The sequence below is a fragment of the Cohaesibacter haloalkalitolerans genome (assembly GCF_003574655.1).
Classification (GTDB): domain Bacteria; phylum Pseudomonadota; class Alphaproteobacteria; order Rhizobiales; family Cohaesibacteraceae; genus Cohaesibacter; species Cohaesibacter haloalkalitolerans.
On record NZ_QNUM01000005.1, the window covers coordinates 37927 to 55844 of the forward strand.

Annotated in this window: 21 protein-coding genes; all 21 read left to right on the forward strand. The window is 55.1% G+C overall.

Translation table 11 applies throughout. The features are described 5' to 3' along the window. Window positions 1-45: 45 nt before the first annotated feature. The 21 genes from DSL70_RS13275 to ccmI all read left to right on the forward strand — a co-directional run bounded on the left by DSL70_RS13275 (window position 46) and on the right by ccmI (window position 17883). On the forward strand, window positions 46-1314 hold the full coding sequence (locus DSL70_RS13275; protein ID WP_119308440.1) for a phage major capsid protein: 1269 nt from the start codon (window positions 46-48) through the stop codon (window positions 1312-1314). A gap of 155 nt (window positions 1315-1469) precedes the next feature. Next, window positions 1470-2021, forward strand: coding sequence for a head-tail connector protein (locus DSL70_RS13280; protein ID WP_162916683.1), 552 nt, complete (start codon window positions 1470-1472; stop codon window positions 2019-2021). A 49-nt stretch (window positions 2022-2070) separates the two neighbouring features. Beyond that, window positions 2071-2430 carry a head-tail adaptor protein gene (locus tag DSL70_RS13285; protein WP_162916685.1) on the forward strand — a complete coding sequence of 120 codons (360 nt, stop codon included), beginning with the start codon at window positions 2071-2073 and terminating at the stop codon, window positions 2428-2430. After that, window positions 2427-2684, forward strand: coding sequence for a hypothetical protein (locus DSL70_RS13290; protein ID WP_119308443.1), 258 nt, complete (start codon window positions 2427-2429; stop codon window positions 2682-2684). Before DSL70_RS13285 ends, DSL70_RS13290 begins: the two co-directional genes overlap by 4 nt. Beyond that, complete coding sequence (locus DSL70_RS13295; protein ID WP_119308444.1) at window positions 2681-3124, forward strand: DUF3168 domain-containing protein; 444 nt, start codon at window positions 2681-2683, stop codon at window positions 3122-3124. The genes DSL70_RS13290 and DSL70_RS13295 overlap by 4 nt, the downstream gene beginning before the upstream one ends. 39 nt (window positions 3125-3163) lie before the next feature. Next, window positions 3164-3577 (forward strand): phage major tail protein, TP901-1 family, encoded by a 414-nt coding sequence (locus DSL70_RS13300; protein ID WP_119308445.1) that lies wholly within the window; start codon window positions 3164-3166, stop codon window positions 3575-3577. Window positions 3578-3588: 11 nt separating this feature from the next. After that, window positions 3589-3945, forward strand: a complete 357-nt coding sequence (locus tag DSL70_RS13305) for a gene transfer agent family protein (protein ID WP_119308446.1) — start codon at window positions 3589-3591, stop codon at window positions 3943-3945. Beyond that, window positions 3924-4178, forward strand: coding sequence for a phage tail assembly chaperone (locus tag DSL70_RS22885; protein ID WP_119308447.1), 255 nt, complete (start codon window positions 3924-3926; stop codon window positions 4176-4178). Before DSL70_RS13305 ends, DSL70_RS22885 begins: the two co-directional genes overlap by 22 nt. Before the next feature lie 48 nt (window positions 4179-4226). Continuing rightward, window positions 4227-4829 carry a phage tail tape measure protein gene (locus DSL70_RS13315; protein WP_119308448.1) on the forward strand — a complete coding sequence of 201 codons (603 nt, stop codon included), beginning with the start codon at window positions 4227-4229 and terminating at the stop codon, window positions 4827-4829. A gap of 126 nt (window positions 4830-4955) precedes the next feature. Next, entirely contained in the window at window positions 4956-5582 is a 627-nt protein-coding gene (locus tag DSL70_RS13320; protein ID WP_119308449.1) for a DUF2460 domain-containing protein, read from the forward strand. Next, window positions 5579-6472, forward strand: coding sequence for a DUF2163 domain-containing protein (locus tag DSL70_RS13325; RefSeq protein WP_119308450.1), 894 nt, complete (start codon window positions 5579-5581; stop codon window positions 6470-6472). Before DSL70_RS13320 ends, DSL70_RS13325 begins: the two co-directional genes overlap by 4 nt. A gap of 3 nt (window positions 6473-6475) precedes the next feature. Beyond that, on the forward strand, window positions 6476-6955 hold the full coding sequence (locus tag DSL70_RS13330; RefSeq protein ID WP_119308451.1) for an NlpC/P60 family protein: 480 nt from the start codon (window positions 6476-6478) through the stop codon (window positions 6953-6955). Then, window positions 6952-10830: a baseplate multidomain protein megatron gene (locus DSL70_RS13335; protein WP_119308452.1), complete on the forward strand. Its 3879-nt coding sequence runs from the start codon at window positions 6952-6954 to the stop codon at window positions 10828-10830. Before DSL70_RS13330 ends, DSL70_RS13335 begins: the two co-directional genes overlap by 4 nt. Before the next feature lie 67 nt (window positions 10831-10897). Beyond that, entirely contained in the window at window positions 10898-11107 is a 210-nt protein-coding gene (locus DSL70_RS13340) for a hypothetical protein (protein WP_119308453.1), read from the forward strand. 20 nt (window positions 11108-11127) lie between these two features. Continuing rightward, window positions 11128-11409 (forward strand): hypothetical protein, encoded by a 282-nt coding sequence (locus tag DSL70_RS22265; protein WP_162916688.1) that lies wholly within the window; start codon window positions 11128-11130, stop codon window positions 11407-11409. 258 nt (window positions 11410-11667) lie between these two features. Beyond that, window positions 11668-11994, forward strand: a complete 327-nt coding sequence (locus DSL70_RS13350) for a PepSY domain-containing protein (protein WP_162916690.1) — start codon at window positions 11668-11670, stop codon at window positions 11992-11994. An 86-nt stretch (window positions 11995-12080) separates the two neighbouring features. Then, window positions 12081-12752 (forward strand): response regulator transcription factor, encoded by a 672-nt coding sequence (locus DSL70_RS13355; protein WP_119308456.1) that lies wholly within the window; start codon window positions 12081-12083, stop codon window positions 12750-12752. A gap of 278 nt (window positions 12753-13030) precedes the next feature. Then, window positions 13031-14155, forward strand: a complete 1125-nt coding sequence (locus DSL70_RS13360; RefSeq protein ID WP_162916692.1) for an ATP-binding protein — start codon at window positions 13031-13033, stop codon at window positions 14153-14155. A gap of 280 nt (window positions 14156-14435) precedes the next feature. Next, the gene (locus tag DSL70_RS13365; RefSeq protein WP_119308458.1) at window positions 14436-14900 is read left to right on the forward strand and encodes an RT0821/Lpp0805 family surface protein; all 465 of its coding nucleotides are present in this window, start codon (window positions 14436-14438) and stop codon (window positions 14898-14900) included. Window positions 14901-15089: 189 nt separating this feature from the next. Then, on the forward strand, window positions 15090-16490 hold the full coding sequence (locus DSL70_RS13370; RefSeq protein WP_119308459.1) for a hypothetical protein: 1401 nt from the start codon (window positions 15090-15092) through the stop codon (window positions 16488-16490). A gap of 184 nt (window positions 16491-16674) precedes the next feature. Continuing rightward, the gene (gene ccmI, locus DSL70_RS13375) at window positions 16675-17883 is read left to right on the forward strand and encodes a c-type cytochrome biogenesis protein CcmI (protein WP_119308460.1); all 1209 of its coding nucleotides are present in this window, start codon (window positions 16675-16677) and stop codon (window positions 17881-17883) included. The last annotated feature ends 35 nt before the right edge of the window (window positions 17884-17918 follow it).

Sequence of the window (17918 nt, forward strand, 5' to 3'; positions counted from 1 at the left end):
GCCAATCGCAAATTGCCACTCATTTCAAACGAAAAGAGTTTCCTCATGAAAGAACTGAATACTCCGTCTCCTGAAACGAAATCGCTGGTCAATGGCGAGCTCGGTGCGGCCTTTGACGATTTCCTCGTCTCCTTCGAAGCCTTCAAGCGGGCCAACGATGATCGCTTGCAGGAGATCGAAAAGCGCTCTGTCGATGGGCTCACCGAACATAAGGTGGACCGCATCTCCAAGGCCCTGGACGATCAGCAGTCGGCACTCGACAACCTCATCCTCAAGGCGCGCCGTCCGTCTCTGGGCGATGGCTTTGTTGCGGCTCGCCATGCGGCTCCCCTGTCTTTGCGGGCAATGGAGCACAAGGCTGCCTTTGATCGCTACATCCGTTCTGGCGTCGAGCAGGATCTGCGTGATCTGGAAGCCAAGGCCATGTCCATCAGTTCCGATCCGGACGGTGGTTATCTGGTGCCGGAACTGGTTGAAGCCGAGGTCGGTCGCCGTCTTGCCGCCATTTCGCCGATCCGCGCCATCGCCGATGTGCGTGAAATCTCCGGTTCCACTCTCAAGAAACCGTTCGCAAAATCTGGTCCGGAAGTCGGCTGGGTAGGGGAAACCGCTGCCCGTCCGCAGACCGGAGCATCGTCTCTTGCCGAGCTGTCCTACACCGCCATGGAACTCTATGCCATGCCGGCGGCCACGCCGAGCCTGCTGGAAGACGCGGCCATCAACGTTGAGGAGTGGATCGCCGCCGAGGTGGAAACCGCTTTCGCCGAACAGGAGGGCGCAGCCTTTGTCAATGGGGATGGCATCAACAAGCCGAAGGGTTTCATGGCTGAGGATGTTGTCGCGGAAAGCGCCTGGGTCTGGGGCAAGCTGGGGACCATTGCCACCGGCACGGCTGGTGGTTTCGGGGCGACCAATCCGGGGGATCCGCTGATCGATCTGGTCTACAGCCTCAAGGCAGGATATCGCCAGAATGCCCAGTTCGTGATGAACCGCACCACCCAGGCCGAGATCCGCAAGCTCAAGGACAGCGATGGTAACTATCTCTGGCAGCCGCCAGTAGCCATTGGTGCCAAGGCATCGTTGCTCAACTATGCCATCACGGAAGCAGAAGACATGCCGGACATCGCGGCGGACGCCTGTGCTCTGGCATTTGGTGACTTCAAGCGCGGCTATCTGATTGTCGACCGTCTCGGCCTCAGCATTCTGCGCGATCCGTATTCGTCCAAACCCTATGTCCTGTTCTATGTCACCAAGCGTGTCGGTGGTGGTGTGCAGGACTATGACGCCATCAAGCTTTTGCAGTTTTCTGCCTGATTGATGATCTGACCCCGCGGGCGGAGCATGCTCCGCCCCACCTTGTGCCTTTGCCGGTTTTCTCCCTCCCGGCAAAGGCATTTTTTCTTTGTTGAATCAGTTGCATCGCCAGATGCCTTGACTGTTTCATTTGCAATGGTGCCGATATGCCTGCCATGCTTTTGACTGCTCCTCAAGTGGAGCCGGTCAGCCTTGCCGATATCAAGGCTTATCTGAAAATCGATCAGGATGCCGAGGATGATCTGCTGCGGGCCTTCCTCAGTGCTGCCCGCGTGCATCTGGAGCACATGACCGGTCATCACCTCGTTTCCCAGACCTGGCGTGTTCTGCTCGAAGGCCCATTGGGTGAGACATTCCGCTTGCCACTTCAGCCTGTTGCCGAACTGCTTACATTATCGGTCGTCGAGGCCGACGGTACAGCAACCGAGCTGGATGTCTCGGGATTGTCGATTTTCCAGACGGACAATCCGGCAACCCTTGCCAATCTTGATGGTTTTCTGCTGTCGGGGAAACAACGCCTGCAAATTGATATCGAAACCGGCTTCGGGCCGACGGCCGAGGATGTGCCGGAGCCGTTGCAGCTGGCGATGAAGATGATCGTCGCCGAATGGTACGAACGGCGCCTGATCGCCGATCCATCACTGATCCCAGCTCTTGCTGGGGCGCTGAAACCGTTGATCGCGCCCTATCGCAATCTGCGTCTCTAGCTCGTTTCAAGAGAAACGATATCTGTTTTATTTCAACAAGGAGGGTGTGTTGGCACAAGCTGGCCTTACTCCCATGCAATTCGACCCGGCAGGTCTTCGACACCGGATCGAATTGCTCAAACCTGTCTATGCGGATGAGACGCCATGGAATGGCGTTGAGGCGCTCGCAGCAATTGCCCTTGTCTGGGCGGGCGTTCTGGCATCTGATGCCAGTGAGCGCTCGGAGGCGGAGCAGAGCGCCAATTCTCCCATACTCTCATTTGTCGTGCGTTTTCGTGATGACCTTGCAGACCTCACCGCTCTTCGCTTCCGGGGCGAGCTCTATGACTGCCTGAGCGTTGAGGATCCTGATGTTCGGCAATGCTGGTTGGTCATCAAGGCACGAAAGCGATTGGGGGCCGACACATGAGCAATCACATCAATGGGCTTGCCGAGGGCATTCTATCCACGCGTGTTGCTGCTTTGGCCGAAGGGCTGGAAGCTGCGGCAGCGTCGCAGGGGTTGGCCCTCAATGTCGAGACCTCTCACTCGGACGGACAAACGGAGCTGCACCTCTCCGGTGTCGGGCTTGTGCGCGACACCTTCGGTGACCGGGATATCGCGCCCGCAGCCCCACTTGCCAGCCTGCTGCAAGAATTGGCCTACCACAGGAGGCAATCATGACGCTTTTGGCTTCCCGAGAATTGGAACAGGCCATCCTGACTGTACTCAAGGGCAATGAAGACCTGATAGCTCTGCTCGGCGGCGTTCGTCTCTATGATGAGCCCAAGCGCAACAGTCCGTTCCCCTATCTGACGCTCTCCACCACCTACTCCCGTGACTGGAGCACCGGTACGGAACAGGGGGACGAACATCGCATTGCCATCACTGTCTGGACTGGTAGTGAGGATCGCCTGAAGCAGCAGGAGATCTTCGCGCTGCTTCGTTCCCAGTTGCTGGACCCGGACGTTCACCTTCCCATGACCGACCATGCGCTGATCAATTTGCTGATCGAGCGACAGGACTGGCGGCCTGACCGCAAGAACCATTTGCTGCAGGGCATCATGCAGATCAGGGCGGTAACCGAAGCCCTTTCCAACGGGCCGTCTAATCCGGCCCATTGATCGGATCCCTATTTTCTTGACATTCCAGGAGACATTTCCATGACTGCACAGAAAGGCAAAGACCTTCTGCTCAAGGTCCGTAACGCGGGCGATGATGCCTTCATCACGGTCGCCGGTTTGCGCGCCCGTTCGCTTTCCTTCAACGCCGAAAGTGTTGACATCAGCCATTCCGAATCCGCAGGTCGGTGGCGCGAGCTGCTGGAAGGGGCGGGTAGCCGCCGCGCCAGCCTGTCTGGCAGCGGCCTTTTCAAGGATGGCGAAAGCGATGAGCGAATCCGGTCGCTGTTCTTTGATGGTACCATCGCCAGCTGGCAAGTCGTCATTCCCGATTTTGGCACTCTGGAAGGCCCGTTCCAGATCACTGCGCTGGAATATTCCGGCCAGCATGACAACGAGCTGTCCTTCGAAATGGCGCTCGAATCCGCTGGTGCCCTGACCTTCTCTGCAGCCTGAGGGGTAATCTGATGGCAAACAGACGACGCGGTGAAATTTCCATCTGCCTTGACGATCAGACCTACAGGCTCTGTCTGACCCTTGCAGCGCTCGCCGAACTGGAAGACAGCATGGAGTTGGACAATATCGGCTCTCTCGCCGAACGCTTTTCAGGCGGCAGGGTTCGAAGTGGTGATCTCATCAAGATCCTTGGAGCCGCCCTGCGGGCCGGGGGTGCTGAGATCTCGGACAGGGAAGCCGCCGCCATGCGCTGCAAGGGTGGAGCTGCCGCTCTGACTGCGGCGCTGGTCGATCTGCTCAGGGAGACTTTCAGCCCCGATCTTGAAGATGCTGCAACTGGAGGGCAATCCTTGCCAAACCCCACTTAGGCCGGTCCGCCTCAGGAGGACCGGCCACGAATGCCTCCAAGTTCCCCTGGCTTTTTCTGTTTGCATTGGCAAGCCAGCGCCTCGGCTGGTCGCCACAAACAATCTGGGCGGCCACGCCAACGGAAATCCTGATGGCCGTTTCCTTCCCAGGGCAGCGGGCCAGCAATCTCAGCCGCCGGGAACTGGATTTGCTCTGCGCAGCATTTCCTGACCAGTCAGGTGCCCAGCCTTAAACCGAATGCATTTCTTGCCTGTAAATGGCAAGAGGAAAGGGAACTCTCATGGCTGATGAAGTCGTGGAAACGGCCGTCGTCAAGGTCGAAGCGGATATGAAGTCCTTCACCAAGGACATGGCGGCGGCTCAGAAACAGGCCGACAGGCTCGGCGACAAGGTGGCAGATGCATTTGAAGATGCCATTGTTCGAGGTAAGAGCCTTGAGGATGTTTTCAGCGGCTTGGCTCAGGACCTGAGCAAAAGCGCGCTCAGCGCTGGATTGGAGCCGCTCAGGCAACTCCTGTCCGGTTCAGTCTCAAGCCTAGCTTCGGGGCTCTTCTCTTCGCTTACCTCCTCCAGTAGTGGCGGGCTCGCCTCGTTTCTTGGCGGGCTGACACCTTTTGCCAAAGGCGGTGTGGTTTCGACGCCTTCGCTCTTTCCGACAGGCTCAGGCACCGGCCTCATGGGCGAGGCGGGGGCAGAGGCTATCATGCCGCTTCAGCGTGGCGCCGACGGCAGGCTCGGCGTCGCCATGCCGGGCGGCGGAGGGCAGGCGGTCAACATCGTCATGAATATCAGCACCCCCGATGCCAGCTCGTTTTCAAAGTCGGAAAACCAGATTGCAACCCGACTGGCACGGGTGGTTGGCCGCGGGCGCCGCGGCCTTTGAAGCTGAGCGACATGGCCCCTCGGCTCCCGAGGCGTTCAACTCTTAATAATGTGACACACAGAGGCATATGGGTCTGTTTTCTATCTAAGGAAAACGAACCCTTTTTTTGCCTATCGGGACAAGTCAATGACTGGATTTCATGAAATATGCTTCCCGCTTGATGTCGGGTTCGGTGCGTCCGGTGGACCGGAGCGGCGAACGGACGTGGTGACCCTTGCATCCGGCTTTGAGGAACGAAACGCCCGCTGGGCCGATTCACGACGGAGCTATGATGCCGGGCTTGGTGTGCGCTCCTTTGCCGATTTGCAAACGGTTATCGCTTTTTTCGAGGAGCGGCGCGGGCGGCTCTATGGTTTTCGTTTCCGCGATCCCTTCGACCATGCCTCCTGTGCTGTCGGCAAGGTACTGCAGCCAACCGATCAGGTCATCGGCAGCGGTGATGGGGAACAGACCGGCTTTCAGCTGTCAAAGACCTATGGTGCGCTCCACGCTCCCTATCAGAGGAAAATTGGTAAGCCGGTTGTTGGTACGGTAAGGGTCGCACTCGACGGGGTTGAAACAACCGCCTTTTCGCTCGATCCGGAGACCGGGCTTGTCACCTTCGATGAAGCGCCTCTCGCAGGGGTGATGATGACTGCTGGCTTCAAATTCGATGTGCCGGTTCGCTTTGACATCGATAAACTCGAGTTCTCCCTCAGTGCTTTTGAAGCTGGCGACATTCCAACCATCCCACTGGTGGAGATCAAGCTGTGAAGACTCTTTCCAATGCATTGGCCGCCCATCTTGCGAGCGGTGTAACGACGCTTGCCACATGTTGGATCCTCAAGCGCTCTGATGGCTTCGCTCTTGGATTTACCGATCACGACAGACCAATAGAGCTGCAAGGCATTTCTTGTGAACCCGATGCTGGCTTCACTGGTTCTGAAATTCGTCAGAGTGATGGATTTGCCAGCGACGATCAGGAAATTGCCGGTGCGCTTTCTTCTGATCGCATCACCGAGGCGGATCTCATGAGCGGACGCTATGATGCGGCGACAATCGAGACCTGGCGCGTGAACTGGCAGGACCCGGAGCAGGCCGTATTGCTGCGCAGCGGCTATCTGGGCGAGATCAAGCGGGACAGCCAGAATTTTCAGGCTGAGATCCGCTCCCTCTCTATCGACATGGAACAGGACAAGGGGCGTGTCTATCAGTATCGTTGCGACGCCAATGTGGGGGATACGCGCTGCAGCCTTGATCTAGACGCCCTGGGGCTGAGTTTCGAAGGCGAGGTAACCGCAATCTCATCCCAAACCTGGCTTGAGCTGATACTCGATAGCCAGCCTGAAGCCGGGCGGCTTGCCATGGGGCAACTGCTGCTCCAATCCGGTGCTGCAAAGGGTATGACGTTTGACATTCTTTCCCATCAACAATCAGGTCAAGCGGATTTGGTGGAACTCTGGCTGCCAGTTCATTCCGGCATCAAGGTAGGCGATCGCGTGAAGGTTTCCGTCGGGTGTGACAAGAGCTTTTCGACCTGCAGGACCGTGTTTGCCAATCAGCTCAATTTTCGCGGTTTCCCCCACATGCCCGGGAACGATTTCATCCTGACCTATCCAGAGCTTTCCCAGCAAAGTGACGGCTCTGCGCTTTTCGAGGACTAACCCATGACTGACGCAGAAAGAATATCTGTGAGTGCGGCGATGATCCTTGAAGAGGCCATGAGTTGGATCGGTACTCCTTACAAGCATCAGGCCTGTTGCAAAGGGGCCGGTTGTGATTGTCTTGGCCTGATCCGGGGTGTCTATGGCGCCTTCTGGCCGACCCCCGAAACACCGCCGGCCTATAATCCGGACTGGGCTGACGCTGACAGCGAAGAAACGCTGGCCAATGCAGCAGGACGGTATTTGCTGCCGGTTGATGCCGAGGCGTGGCAGCCAGCCCATATTTTGTTGTTTCGCTATCGAAAAGGGTTTCCCGCCAAACATGCCGGCATTCTGGTCGACGATAGCCGGTTTATTCATGCGCAGGCTGGGGCGTGCGTCAGTCTGGTGTCCTTCTCACCCTGGTGGCAGCGTCATCTGTGCGGTGTCTATGCCTTTCCATCCTTCCGGCAGAGTGATGAGACCGGGAAAGGAGCATCATGACCACTCTTGTTTTGAAAACGGCAGGCAGCGTTGTCGGCGGTGCCCTGTTCGGACCGCTGGGTGCTGCAATCGGTGGCGCACTTGGTGCTGTCGGTGGCGCTTATGTCGATCAGAAGCTTTTTGGCTCCTCGCGTTCGGTGGTTGGCACCAGCCTTTCCGACCTGACGGTGCAGACATCGACGGAAGGAGCGTTTATTCCACGCCTTTATGGCCGGGCCCGTTTGACCGGGCAGATTATATGGGCGACCAACCTTGTTGAGGAAGTCACCTCGCGAAAAAGACAGACCGGCGCTTCAAAAGGCGGCATGGGGTCTACGACCACCGAGACCACCTATAGCTATTCAGCCAATTTCGCCGTTGGTCTGTGTGAAGGCGAGATCGCCTATATCGGCCGTATCTGGGCCAATGGCACGGTTCTTGATCTCGATGATATCACCTATAGGGTGTATCGGGGAACGGACGATCAGCTTCCCGACAGTCTGATCGAGGCCAAGCAGGGCGCGGGCAAGGCTCCTGCGTATAGAGGACTTGCCTATGTGGTGTTTGAGGAATTGCCACTGGAAGACTTCGGTAACCGGATTCCGCAGCTGTCCTTTGAGGTCGTGCGACCAATCGGAGCGCTGGAGACGCAAGTGAGATCGGTCGTGATGATCCCCGGTGCGACCGAGTTTGGCTACGATACTACCGAGGTATCCCGCAAGGATGCCGAGGGCGAGTGGAGTTCGGAAAACCGGCACTCCTATGAACCCGGAACCGATTTTGAGGTATCGCTTGATCACCTGATTGCTCTCTGCCCGAACCTCGTCCGCGTCGCCCTTGTGGTTTCCTGGTTCGGTTCCGATCTTCGAGCCGGTGAGTGCGCGATCCAGCCTAAAGTTGACGATTCCACAAAGGTGACAGACACAAGCCAGTGGTCGGTGGCTGGTTTGGCCCGATCCGAGGTTGATCGGGTCAGCCTTACCGATGGACGCCCTGCCTATGGCGGCACGCCGTCAGACGAGTCTGTCCTGCATGCGATTGCCGCCATCAGGGAACGTGGATTGGAGGTGACCCTCTATCCATTCATCATGATGGATATTCCTGCGGGCAATGGCCTTCCCGATCCTTATGGAGCCGGAGAGCAGGCAGCGTTCCCGTGGCGGGGGCGGATCACATGCTATCCCGGCCCTGATCAGGACGGGTCGGTTGACAACAGCGTGGTGGCCACAGAACAAGTTACTCACTTCTACGATCTGCAGGAATGGAACTATCGCCGCTTTGTCATGCATTACGCCCAATTGGTCAATGATGCCGGTGGGGTGGAGGGATTTCTGATCGGTTCGGAGCTGAGAGGGCTGACACAACTGCGAGACGCGGAAGAGGGATATCCCTTCGTTGCTCGGCTCAAGGAGCTTGCCTCTGACGTCCGCAATGTACTCGGTGCGAGCACCAAACTCACCTATGCTGCAGACTGGAGCGAGTATTTTGGTCACCATCCGCAGGATGGCAGCGGAGCCGTGCGGTTTCATCTCGATCCATTGTGGGCTGACGACAACATTGATGCGGTTGGCATCGATAATTACATGCCCCTGTCTGATTGGCGGGTTGGGGACGCCCACCTTGACGCCTCAGTCTCTGATACGGGGCTCGAAACAGCCTACTTGCAGGGCAATGTCGCCGGAGGCGAGGGGTTTGATTGGTACTATGGCAGCCATGCCGACCGGGAGAAGCAGATCAGAACGCCGATCACGGACGGAGCCGCAGGCAAGGACTGGGTCTTTCGCTACAAGGATCTGGCAAGCTGGTGGTCCAACCCGCATTTTGATCGGCCAGACGGTGCTGAAAGCACATTTGCAACGTCTTGGGTGCCATGTTCCAAACCGATCTGGTTTACCGAACTTGGATGCCCTGCCGTCCATATGGGCCCCAATCAGCCGAATGTCTTTCCGGATGCAAAGTCTTCGGAAAGTGCCTTGCCGTATTTTTCATCCGGCGCACGCAGTGATGCGGCGCAGCGCTCCATGCTGACAGCCAGTCTTGATTATTGGCAGGCGGATAGCGCAAACAAAAACCCCGTGTCCGCTCTTTATGGAGGCTCCATGGTGGATGCGGACCAGATGTATCTTTGGGCATGGGACGCGCGGCCATTTCCTGCATTTCCTCTGAGCCGGGCGACCTGGGCAGACGGAGATGCCTGGCACACCGGCCATTGGCTCAACGGTCGACTGGGCAATGCGCCACTGCAGGATATCATCAAGACGGTGATGGAAGACTACGGTCTTGGTGCTTCTGATCTGAACGCCATCACCTCCGTCGTCGACGGATTTGTCATTGAGCGACGCATGTCCTTGCGGTCTGCACTTGAAAGTCTCTGCGATGCCTTCAACATATCTTTCATCACAAGTGGTGACAGGCTTCGCTTTGAAAAGCGGGATAGGCGTATTTCTGCAGTTATCGACGAAAGCTTGCTTGTCGACGTGGAAGAGGCCCCTCTTGTCAGCAAGCAGATCGACCCATGGGAAAATGAGTCCAGCAGTGTCACACTTTCCTTCAATGAGCTGTTTCAGGACTACCGGCAATCGGTGGCCCGCTATGATCAGCCAAGCGCCCGGACGAAGCTGGAAAGCGCACAATCCCTCGCTGTCATTTCCACGGAGCCCGTCATGGTCGATGCGGCGAGAAACTGGCTCAGGCAAAGCAATTACGAGCGCCATACAGCCAGTTTCAAGCTTCCCATGTCTAAGCTGGAGCTGGAAGCTGGCGATCTTGTTTCCATAGAATCGGAAGGTTATCAGCAAGTCTATCGGATTGACGATATCGAGGATGGAGACGCTCGGGAAATCTCGGCCAGTCTGACCGCCCCTCGCAATGCGGTTCCCTATGCCCAGACTATCCGCGCAACGTCGCATTCGATGCCTTCTGTCGTTCTGCCTGTCTGCGTGGTCCTTGATCTGCCATTGTTGCCCGGCAAGACCGGGTATTCTCATGCGCCGTATCTGGCGAGTTATTGCTCACCTTGGCCGGGCGGGCTGGGGCTTTATGAGGGCAGCAGTAATATTGGCTTCTCCTATCGGCAAACACTGAGGGTGTCGGCAGTCATTGGCACATTGCAAACTGAACTGACGGGGCGGGAGTGCTTCAGTTGGGATCATGCGAGCGTCGTTGATGTCAAACTTTCGGGCGGCGATCTGGCTTCCGTCGATCAATCCAGCCTGTTTGCAGGAACAAATGCAGCAGCAATCGAATCCAGTGAAGGGACTTGGGAAATCCTGCAGTTTGCCGATGCTGAATTGATAGGCCCCTCTCTGTGGCGGCTGAAAACCTTGCTACGGGGGCAACTGGGAACTGAAGCGGCCGCACTGGAGGGGGCAGGGGCAGGTGCTCGTTTCGTTCTTTTGGACGAAGCCATTGTGCCGCTTGAAATCGATAGCGCTCAATTGGCAAAGACACTGCCTTTCAGGATTGTTCCCACCGGTGGAGCCTTGTCGGATCCTAGAAATATCGATCTTGATATAGGAATTGTCGGGCGGGGATTGGTGACGTTGTCTCCAGTGCACTTGCGTGTCTCGCGTTCAGAAGCAGACGGAACCCTGACCTTTGGCTGGACACGGCGGGATCGCCTTGAGGCGGACAGTTGGGTCGACAGCGCCATTCCGCTGAGCGAAGAGCTTGAAGCCTACAGCGTATCTGTCCGCCACCCCGATACCGGGGAAATCCTGAGAACCACCGAACTCAATACCCCGGTTTGGCAATATTCGGCCGGCGCACAGTTTGAGGACGGGGTGGAAGGTCTCACTGAGATTGTCGTCGATATCGCTCAGATCAGCCGCCGAACGGGGGCTGGAGATCGTCTCCTGAGGCGCGTTAATCCCTCGACGCTTTCCATCGGGGATTGAGCCTGATGTCAACTTTTGCGTCCGGCTAACCGGGCGCGTTTTTCCTCTCAACTAACAGGAGTTTTGCATGAGTGACATGAACCAATCATCCAAGCCAGCCTGGGAATCCAAAATCAACTGGACCCAGATTGTTTCGGTGGCCGCAATGGGGCTGACTATGTTCGGGGTAGATCTGGATCCCGATGTTCAGCAGCGTTTGGCAATGACCATCTCCAGCCTGGCAGCTGCAGCCACGATCATCTGGCGCACTTGGTACACGACCAAGAATCTGCTCTAGCCAGTATGGTGGCAGTTGTCTTGAAGATTTTGACTCTTCTGGTGAGGCTGGCTCCGCTGCTGGCTTCACTGTTCACGCGGCACAATGCATCAGAGCAACCGACAAAACGGGCACCCGTTGCTGGCAAAAATAATTCCTGGAAAGCAGATGCAGACAAGCTGCTGGAACAATTGATGAATGCCAAATGGGGGGCATCTGAAAGGCCGGTGGAAAATGATCCCGTTGAAAAGGAATTGGCTGATAGTCATCGTGACGATGGCCCTGACCGGTTGCGCAGCTCAGATGGGTTCAGGAGAGGGTGAAGCCACAACAACAGACAGTCCCTCCATTGGCAATCAAATGGCTGGCAAACTGGCGGCTTGCCTTCTCTTTGATCCTATCTCGTGGTCTGCCAAAGACACCGATCAAACCATTTTTGAAATCAAGCGACACAATCAGAAAATCGTGCGCTACTGTGATAAGTAGTGAGATCTTAACGATACTTTCAGTCAGCCCCGCTCCTTTTGATGTCTCGAATTACGTTCAGCTTCGGTTCAGCGACCTGACGATAAATTGCCTTCATGCAAAAATGGATCAACATCTGTGCTCTCCGGGTATTGGCACTGCTGATTGTCTCCCTTCTCGTTCCAAGCCAACCTGCCACAGCGGCAGAATGTCTTGGTGGCGGAGCAGTTAGGCAGGCGATATCCGACGGTCGGGCGAAAAGTCTGGTTGCGATCACGCAAGCGGCCAATGCGGTCGTGCGCGGTGATGTGATCAAGGCGAATCTTTGCTCGGACGGTGGGCGTTTGGTTTATGAGTTGGTTATTTTATCCCGGCAGGGCAATGTGTCTCGCCTCGAGCTGGATGCCAGATCGGGCAGCGTCATTTCCGTAAACGGCAAGTGATTGGGGTGATCGTCAGGTGGAGTCAGATCAATTGCCGTCAGACATCTGATTGAAGAACTGCGAATTGGGAAAAGAGAGGGTAGCGAATGCGCATTCTGGTCATTGAAGATGAAGTCGAGTTGAACCGCCAGCTCAAGGAAGAAATGGAAGAGAATGGCTATGTCGTTGATTGCGCATTCGACGGCGAAGAAGGGCATTTCCTTGGAGATACCGAACCCTACGATGCTGTCATTCTGGACATCGGCCTGCCAAAGATGGATGGCATCAGCGTTTTGGAGGCATGGCGGCGGGACGGGCGGACGATGCCGGTTCTAATCCTTACGGCTCGTGATCGCTGGAGCGACAAGGTGCAGGGCATTGATGCCGGCGCCGACGACTATGTTGCCAAGCCCTTTCATATGGAAGAGGTCGTCGCCCGGCTAAGGGCCCTTGTCCGTCGCTCTGCCGGTCTGGCCTCAAACGAGATAACCTGCGGTCCCATCCGGCTTGACGCAAGGTCAGGGCGGGTTACGGTGGACGGGATGACCATCAAATTGACATCGCACGAGTTTAGGCTGCTTTCCTATCTGATGCACCATCAGGGAAAGATCATCTCGCGCACGGAGCTCGTGGAACATCTTTATGATCAGGACTTTGATCGCGATTCCAATACGATCGAAGTCTTTATCGGGCGTTTGCGCAAGAAACTGGGAATTGATGTCATCCAGACGGTGAGAGGATTGGGTTACAACATGGTTGCACCAGAAGCGACGAAGTAATGAAGTCGATTACGCGGTTTCTTGTTGTCAATATTTCGGTCTGGGCGCTCCTGGCGGCCTTGGGGGTAGGGGTATTTCTCACTTCGCTGTTTCGCAGTGCTGCCGAGGATTCCTTCGATGAGCAACTGGATATCGTTCTGAAGGTTCTTGTTGGAGATCTGGCCACCCAGCTTTTCAGTTCTGAAGAACTGTCAAAACCGGGTAATCTTGGTCAACCGCGCTTTGAGCTGCCACTTTCCGGATGGTATTGGACAGTCAGCAAGGTCAAGGGTGATGAGTTGCTGTTTGCCTCTCTCTCTCTGGGTGGAGAAAATTTCTCCATCGAGACGGAAAGTGCTAAACAATACACAGGAGGAATTGGCCGTTATCTGCTTGGTCTGGGACCCGATCACAAAAAAATCCGAATTCTTGAGAGGCAGATATCATTCGGACCGGACCAGAGCTACTATTTCAGGGTGACGGGGAACGCGGAAGAACTGAACGCCCAGGTCATCCAATTCCAAAACAGGGCATGGCTGCTTATGGCGCTCTTCGGCGCTATACTCCTTATCGTTTCTCTCCTTCTTGTCCGCAGTGCCTTGAAGCCGCTGGGGGTCTTGCAGAAAAGAGTGAGGGACGTTGCCAATGGCAATAGCCAGACGATCGAGGGTGATTATCCTGTCGAAGTGGCTGGGCTCGTGGAAGAAGCAAATGTTCTGATTGCCTCCAACCAAGAAACCCTCGAAAGGGCTCGAACCCAACTGGGCAACCTTGCGCATGCACTCAAGACGCCTCTGTCTGTCATAACCAATGAAGTGAGGTCTTCGGACAGTGACAACGCCGCGCTGCTTGTTCAGCAGGTCGCCGTGATGCGGGATCAGATACAGCTCTATCTGGACCGTGCCCGATTTGCGGCTCGCCACAATACGATCGGCACGGTCACCGATGTTTCTCCGATTTTGCAGAAGATGGCGAGCGTGATGGGCAAGATCCATCCCGGGATTGATGTGGCTTTGCTGGGGGATGAGGTGAACCAGATCAGCTTCAGGGGAGAGGCGCAGGATCTGGAAGAGATGATCGGTAACCTCGTTGACAATGCGTGCAAATGGGCCAAAACAAAGGTCGTCATATCGCTCTACCCCAAGCATTTCGGTCAGCGTGGCGAAACTGCAATCAGGGCGAAGAGCGTGACCAGAAACTGGCTGACTATTATAGTTGAGGACGACGGTCTTGGGCTTTCCGATGAAGAGATCGGGATTGCGCTGAAGAGAGGGCGGCGTCTTGATGAGAGTAAGCCGGGGTCGGGGTTGGGATTGTCCATCGTTTCCGAACTCTCCAGCCTTTATCAAGGGGAATTCACCTTGACCCGTTCCGAACTTGGAGGCTTGCAGGCAACACTGGTGTTGCCTGCGTATAAAGAGTGAATAGCAAAGGCTGATCTATAAGCAGAGAAGGGCACCTTTTCCTCAGGGCACGACAAAAATGCGCCAAATTTTCGACATTTTCGCAACTTAATGGGTTTTTGTGCGTTATGACTTATGGATGCTTGATCAGGAATCGTGTGATTGGGAGCCAGGCTTGCCTGGAAGCGATCCGGCTCAGTGCATTGCCAAGGATGCGACTCAACAAGTTGGGACGCCGTAAACAGATCGCATATTAGTGGCTGGTGATCTTGAAGGTTGCCGCAATGAATAGGGGCTTACAATGAAATTCAAATCAATCGCGATTGTGGCTGTTATGGGAGCCGCTCTGGCTGGCTGTCAGGGTGGTCCAAAGGAAACATTTGGCGGTTTGACCGGTGCTGTTGCTGGTGGTGTCATTGGTTCTCAGATCGGCAGTGGTGAAGGCCGGTTGGTAGCAACTGCCGCAGGTGCTGCCTTGGGCGCACTGGCCGGTTCTTCCATCGGGCGCATGCTGGACGAAAACGATCAGCGCATGGCTGCTGAAGCACAGTATCGTGCATTGGAATATGGTCGCTCTGGTGCACCAGTTGCCTGGAACAACCCGGATACGGGGCACTATGGTCAGATTGTTCCGACACAGTCCTACACGGTCAATGACCTCAACTGCCGTGACTACACTCACACGATTTATGTTGATGGACAGCCACAGACTGCTCGTGGCCGTGCTTGCCGTCAGAGTGACGGCACCTGGCGCCCGGTCAACTGAGGCAACAACGAATCTCGGTGGTAACCGGGCTCGCATGAAACCAGATCAGGGAAGGTCCTTCTTAAGGGGATCTTCCCTTTTTGTATCCGAATATTTCCGAAAAGTGAAAAGTTGATAGAGAATTTTAACAGTTTGCTAGCTTTAAATAGCAAATCTATTTGAAACGAAGAATGAGGTCGGGGTGACCGCATGGATGGCATGGAAAAGCTCAAGGAAAAGCTCAAGCTTTATCTCTCGACGCTGTCGGAAAGTGCCCAAAACCTTCTCCTGCGAAATCTGGAAAAAGCAGAGAGAGAGGGCAAGAATGACGCTGCTGCAGCGCTCATTATTGCCGCCTTGCGTGATATTCTGAAAGTGGAAGAGAAAGTCGTGCCGCTGGAAGAATTTGCCAAATTGGATTTCTTCAGAGATGCTCGGCACTTTGCAAGCGAATATGAACTGGTTGCCAAACAGGAAGCCAGAATCAATCCATTATCCTTTGAGGCCATATGGAGTTGGATCAAGAGAGATATTGCAACTCCCGAGCAAGCTCAAAAGCTACAGATGGATTGCAGTGCATTAGAAAAGCAGGAAATCTCCCGGCATTCCTCTGCACTTTGTGCTGAGTTTGTCGCTTCCATCAAAAAGAAGCTTAAGCTGATCTCGCGAGAATTGGCCGGGGAGCAGAAGCTTGCCAACCAGTTGGGTGGCGAGATCGTCTATAAGGATCTTCTTGACGTTCTGATCAGCTCCGAGCGACTGATGCCCTTGAAGCCCGTACTGGGGCGCTTGAACACAGAGATCGATAGCTGGACCAGCCCAGAAGGCGAAGAAGCCTACAAGCTTATCTCCCGATACATCCAGCAGGCGCCACTTCGGACATCGTGGCTTGTCTCAGCGCTTTCCAAAAAACTCGTCTCTCCGCGTCAAAAACTTCAGTTGGCTACAAAGCTTTCAGGATCGGACGACGCAGTTCAGGTCGCAGCGACTGTGTATGCACCAGCTGTTCATCAGGTCTTTGCCGATATGAACGCCCTGACCGCCCTGGTCGAAGCTAATATGCAAGAGCACTCAAGCCTTGATGAGGCGCTAGCATTTTTCTCTCAATGGACCAAGCTCGCAAAGGCTGTTTCCGTTGAACTTGAGCTGTCTACACAAAGCGCCTGGGGCAAAACGCTTACTGATATGAAGAAGAAGATGTCCGTACTTCTGAAAAAGGACATTGAGGCTGCTCCCGGATTGGTTCGTCGGGCTTTGCGAGCTCCGAAGAATACGGAAGCGGAATTCGTGGATGAGGATCTTGTAGCCGACGCTATCAGGGCTGCAAAGATTTTCCATCAGGCCGAGCTGGCAAAGGACTATCTGGCCATGAATGGTCCCATCAGTGATGCTCGCAAGGAACTGGACCAGACATTCGAAATCCTTACCACATCACTGGTGGAGAGAACCAGGCAGTCGGCAGGAAGAGGGAGTGAGACGATTGTCAAACTTCATTCTGCAGCGGTTGATTTGGCCAGAAATGTCTTTGATGATGACTACGCAAATGCCTTCAAGCGGCAGCTGAATGCTGCTGCAACGGTCAAGGAACTTCAGGTCGCAGAGGCCGGGTAATCCGTTTTCCAACCTTCATGAGTCACTTTTCCAAGTCTCGCGGATGCCTGATTGCAGGGTTCGGTTAAGCTCTTGGCTTGTCCGGTTTTTCCCTTGTCCCATCGTTAGATGAACATGTGTTAATTTGACTTCCCTGCAAAATAGGAAATGCTTTGGGTTGGACTAGTGTGAGAGTTGGACCTGTATGTTTTGGACAATTGCTGTCGTATTGACCCTCGTGACCATGGCGGTTGCGATCTATCCTCTATTGCGAAAAGAACGCAAGATAGAGAGTGCAAACGCTTATGATCTCACGATCTACAAGTCTCAGCTAAAGGAAATCGATGGTGATGTCGAACGCGGTCTGATTGATGGTGCAGAGGCTGATGCTGCACGGGCCGAGGTCGCTCGTCGCTTGATTGGTGCCCAGGATGCGCTCGACAAGGAAAGCAGTGAGATGCGTCCGAATCACGATTCGTTATCCTCTGAGGAAGATTCGGGGACGTCCAATCTCAAATTTGCGGTTGTCGTAATCGCTCTTCTAATCCCGTTGTTGTCCTCTGGCCTCTATTTTGCGTTGGGCTCTCCGGGGTTGCAAAGCCAGCCGTTGCAGGCTCGCTTATCAAAACCGCCTGAGCAACAAAGTCTAACCGAACTGGTTGCATCGGCGGAAAGAAAGCTTGCACGCAATCCAGACGATCTGGTGGGTTGGAAGGGGCTTGCTCCGATTTATGCGCGTATGCGACGTACCGAAGATGCTATCGTGGCTTATCGGAACATCTTGCGGATCGAAGGCGAAAGTGTAGAGGCCTTGTCTGATCTCGGCGAAGTTCTCGTTATACAAGACGCAGGTGTCGTCAACACAGAAGCTCTGGAACTGTTTCAACGCGCCAATCTGTTGGACGCGAAAGCTCCGAAGCCTCGCTTCTTTCTGGCAATCGCTCTAGGGCAGGAAGGACAGGAGCGGGAAGCCATTAAGAAATGGCAGGAGTTGGTCGATGACTCTGCTGAGGATGCCCCATGGATTCCGTTTGCCAAGAATCAGATCGCTGCCCTTGAAAAGCGCATTGCGTCACCGACTGAAGGAAATGACGGAAATGCTTCTTCTGCTGCAGCAGGCAGTGGACTGGCCAATCCTTCGAAAGAAGATGTGCAAAACGCCGCCGAGATGACTGCGGAAGAAAGACAGCAGATGATCGAAGGCATGGTATCGAATCTTGCAGAGCGGCTGAATTCTGATGGTGGCACACCAGATGAATGGGTCCGTTTGATCCGGGCCGAGCTGGTTTTGAATCGGCCTGATATGGCAGCGAAGACGGTTACCCGTGCATTGGATGCTCTTCAGTCCGACGTGGAAGGCATAGAGAAAGTCAAGGCCGCTGCGCGCTCGCTCGGTGTCTCCATAACTCAATAATTTCGATGCCTCCCGAAAGGGTGCTGGCAAATCAA

Excerpts from the sequence above, each read along its gene's own strand:
- DSL70_RS13275 (WP_119308440.1), top strand. The coding sequence starts at position 46 with ATGAAAGAACTGAATACTCCGTCTCCTGAAACGAAATCGCTGGTCAAT.
- DSL70_RS13340 (WP_119308453.1), top strand. The coding sequence starts at position 10,898 with ATGAGTGACATGAACCAATCATCCAAGCCAGCCTGGGAATCCAAAATC.
- DSL70_RS13300 (WP_119308445.1), top strand. The coding sequence starts at position 3,164 with ATGACTGCACAGAAAGGCAAAGACCTTCTGCTCAAGGTCCGTAACGCG.
- DSL70_RS13355 (WP_119308456.1), top strand. The coding sequence starts at position 12,081 with ATGCGCATTCTGGTCATTGAAGATGAAGTCGAGTTGAACCGCCAGCTC.
- DSL70_RS13335 (WP_119308452.1), top strand. The coding sequence starts at position 6,952 with ATGACCACTCTTGTTTTGAAAACGGCAGGCAGCGTTGTCGGCGGTGCC.
- DSL70_RS13370 (WP_119308459.1), top strand. The coding sequence starts at position 15,090 with ATGGATGGCATGGAAAAGCTCAAGGAAAAGCTCAAGCTTTATCTCTCG.
- DSL70_RS13280 (WP_162916683.1), top strand. The coding sequence starts at position 1,470 with ATGCTTTTGACTGCTCCTCAAGTGGAGCCGGTCAGCCTTGCCGATATC.
- ccmI (WP_119308460.1), top strand. The coding sequence starts at position 16,675 with ATGTTTTGGACAATTGCTGTCGTATTGACCCTCGTGACCATGGCGGTT.
- DSL70_RS13290 (WP_119308443.1), top strand. The coding sequence starts at position 2,427 with ATGAGCAATCACATCAATGGGCTTGCCGAGGGCATTCTATCCACGCGT.
- DSL70_RS13295 (WP_119308444.1), top strand. The coding sequence starts at position 2,681 with ATGACGCTTTTGGCTTCCCGAGAATTGGAACAGGCCATCCTGACTGTA.
- DSL70_RS13305 (WP_119308446.1), top strand. The coding sequence starts at position 3,589 with ATGGCAAACAGACGACGCGGTGAAATTTCCATCTGCCTTGACGATCAG.
- DSL70_RS13315 (WP_119308448.1), top strand. The coding sequence starts at position 4,227 with ATGGCTGATGAAGTCGTGGAAACGGCCGTCGTCAAGGTCGAAGCGGAT.
- DSL70_RS13350 (WP_162916690.1), top strand. The coding sequence starts at position 11,668 with ATGCAAAAATGGATCAACATCTGTGCTCTCCGGGTATTGGCACTGCTG.
- DSL70_RS13330 (WP_119308451.1), top strand. The coding sequence starts at position 6,476 with ATGACTGACGCAGAAAGAATATCTGTGAGTGCGGCGATGATCCTTGAA.
- DSL70_RS13365 (WP_119308458.1), top strand. The coding sequence starts at position 14,436 with ATGAAATTCAAATCAATCGCGATTGTGGCTGTTATGGGAGCCGCTCTG.
- DSL70_RS13320 (WP_119308449.1), top strand. The coding sequence starts at position 4,956 with ATGACTGGATTTCATGAAATATGCTTCCCGCTTGATGTCGGGTTCGGT.